Raw genomic sequence first — 2,766 nt, 5'->3', positions numbered from 1 at the left:
AAGATCATTTTTTTGAACTTCCGCCCCCAGATGGTTGAGCAGGCAGCCCCCACCCGATCCCGGGGGCCACCCCGCTGCCCGTTCTACCGGCTGTCACTGACAAAACCCCTGGTCGGCGGGGCCTGTGGATAACTTTCACCTGGTGGGTGCGAGCGAAGGGGACATTCGTGCGCCCTGGGGAGGCGGACGGCGGTGCGGCGGCCTGAAAGAGGTCGTTTCGGTGGCGGTTGGGGCCTGTCGAGCAGCACATGGCCACCACCTTTGGACAAGCGTGCGGGTGTCCGGTTTCTGAGAGTCCGCTGAGATCGGCGGACGTGGAACGGGTCACAGCGGGCATGCTGTGCGCATGAACCCGCGCGTGCTGGTGGTCGATGACGAGTTGGGGGTCAGGCGCGCGTTGCAGCGCGGCCTCGGGGCGGAAGGCATGGACGTCGTCACGGCCTCCAACGGGCCGTCCGCTCTCGACATCGCCAGGACCGGTGCGTTCGACGTGATCCTGCTCGACATCATGCTGCCCGGTCTGTCCGGTTACCGGGTGCTGCAGGCCCTCCGGGCCGAGGGGGTCACCACGCCCGTGCTCCTCGTCTCCGCCAAGGACGGCGAGATCGACCAGGCCGACGGGCTCGACCTCGGTGCCGACGGGTACGTCGTCAAGCCCTTCTCCTTCGTCGTGCTCGTCGCGCAGGTGCGGGCCGTGCTGCGGCGCGGCGCCGCCGAGGGGGCCGAGCGGCGGCTCAAGGTCGGTGAGCTGATCATCGACCGGGCCGTGCGGGAGGTGCGGTTCGCCGGCGAGCTCGTGCCGTTGTCGCCGAGGGAGTTCGCCGTGCTCGAGGTGCTCGTCGGCCGGGCCGGGGCGGTCGTCACCAAGGACGAGCTGCTCAGAACCGTGTGGGGGGACGAGCTGGCCGCCACACGCAACGCCGTCGAGGTCTACGTCGGCTACCTGCGCCGCAAGTTGGACGCCGCCGGCGCGGGTGGCATCGTACGTACCGTGCGTGGTCACGGATACCTCGCGTCCTCCTCCGAGCTGGACGCGGTGCTCGAACCCAGAACACGGTGACGGGCGTCCTCGGCTGGTTCGTCGGGCGGCTGTGGCTGCGACGCTCCCTCCGCTTCCGCATCACCACGGTCGGCACGGCGGTGACGCTCGTCGTCTTCCTCACCCTCGCCTTCGTCACCAGCCGGCTCATCGGGCCCCTCCTGGTGCACGCCGCGGACACCCAGCTCGAACCGATCCTCAGCACCGCGCTCGCCGAGGTCCGCGAAGGTCACCAGGTCACCGCCGGGCCGGTCGGCATGGAGGCGCGGGTACTCGACACCGCCGGCAAACCCCTCGACGGTGGGCCTCCACCCCCACTCTCAACGGCCGACCTGCGGGTGCTCAAGGCCGGCACCCCCGTGCTGCGGCTCGCGGAGAACCCGCCACGCAGGTGGATCGGCACGGTGACCAGCACGCCGGACGGCTCCCAGCGCCTCGTCATCGTCGGGACCATCCTCACCGGGTACTACCCCGCGCAGCACCGTGCCTTCAACTGGCTGGTCATCGCCGCGCTCATCGGGTCGGCCGCGGGGGGCATCGCGACGTGGCTCGGCGTGCGGTCGTCCCTGCGGCCGGTCGAGCGGATGCGGGCGGCGGCGTCCCAGCTCCCCGCCGGACGCCGGTTGCCGCTGCCGGGTGCGCACGACGAGCTGCGGTCGCTCGCCGCCGCCCTGAACGGACTGCTCGCGCGCCGCGACGAGGCGACCGCGCGGCTCCGGCGGTTCACCGGTGACGCCGCGCACGAGCTGCGGTCGCCGGTCGCCTCGATCCGCGTGCAGGCCGAGGTGGCCGTGGCGAACCCGGACCCGTCGTTCGCGCACGAGGTGCTGGAAGACGTGGTCTACGAGTCGGAACGACTGTCCGCCCTCGTCGACGGCCTCCTGGCGCTGGCCAGGTCGGACGCGGGCGAGTGGCCCGCGGCGGCGCCGGTGGACGTCGTCGCGGCGACCCGTGCGGCGGTCGCGCGGCTGCCGGACGGGAGTCCCGTCGTGGGGACGCACCTGGCGCCCGGGGCGTGCTGGGTCGAGGCCGCGCCCGCCGAGGTCGACCTGGTGCTGGACAACCTGCTGCGCAACGCGGCCCGGCACGCGCGGGCCCGGATCACGGTCACCGTGCTGTCCCGTGCGTCCTCGGTGTGGCTGGTCGTGGACGACGACGGGCACGGGATTCCGGTCGAGCACCGGGAGAAGGTGTTCGACCGGTTCTACCGCGTGCAGGACGACCGGTCGCGGGACTCCGGCGGGGCGGGGCTGGGGTTGGCGCTGGTGGCGGAGGTCGTGCGCCGGCGAGGTGGGGCGGTGAAGGTGACCGATTCGCCGGAGGGCGGGGCGCGGTTCCAGGTCCGGTGGCGGGCGTTGGCGACGTGAGCGCCGTCTTCGTGGCCGCGCCGCGGCGGGTGGTGTCGGCCGCGCTGCCCTCGCCCGCGCCCGGCGACGAGTGCGGGCGGTTGCGGGTGCTGCGGACCGACGTGGACGGGTGGTCGGCGGTGACGGTCCGCGGGCGAACCGAGCGGGTCGAGGTCGGGTTGGCCGACGCGCCGGGCGGGACGGTGGTGACGGGGCCCGACCGCCTGGTGGCCGAGATCAGGGTGCGGGCGCTGGCACTCGTCGGCGCGCCGGTGATCGTGGGGACGGCGATCGTGCGGGGGCGTGCGTTGCTCGCGCAGCAGCGGTCGTACCCGCCTGAGGCGGCGGGGTTGTGGGAGTTGCCGGGCGGCCGGGTGGAGG

Annotated in this window: 2 protein-coding genes and 1 pseudogene; all 3 read left to right on the top strand. The window is 73.1% G+C overall.

Going from position 1 to position 2,766, the window contains the following annotated elements:
- Positions 1-346 precede the first annotated feature (346 nt).
- Positions 347-1,060 (top strand): response regulator transcription factor, encoded by a 714-nt coding sequence (locus VET29_RS07015; protein ID WP_324916214.1) that lies wholly within the window; start codon positions 347-349, stop codon positions 1,058-1,060.
- Positions 1,057-2,406 carry a HAMP domain-containing sensor histidine kinase gene (locus VET29_RS07010; RefSeq protein ID WP_324916211.1) on the top strand — a complete coding sequence of 450 codons (1,350 nt, stop codon included), beginning with the start codon at positions 1,057-1,059 and terminating at the stop codon, positions 2,404-2,406. Before VET29_RS07015 ends, VET29_RS07010 begins: the two co-directional genes overlap by 4 nt.
- Positions 2,403-2,766 (top strand): annotated as a pseudogene (locus VET29_RS07005) (hypothetical protein); the annotation flags it as partial. The gene VET29_RS07010 and the pseudogene VET29_RS07005, both read left to right, overlap by 4 nt.

The sequence above is a fragment of the Actinophytocola sp. genome (assembly GCF_035634895.1).
GTDB lineage: Bacteria > Actinomycetota > Actinomycetes > Mycobacteriales > Pseudonocardiaceae > Actinophytocola.
This window is presented reverse-complemented; position numbering and strand designations above follow the sequence as displayed.

Excerpts from the sequence above, each read along its gene's own strand:
- VET29_RS07015 (WP_324916214.1), top strand. The coding sequence starts at position 347 with ATGAACCCGCGCGTGCTGGTGGTCGATGACGAGTTGGGGGTCAGGCGC.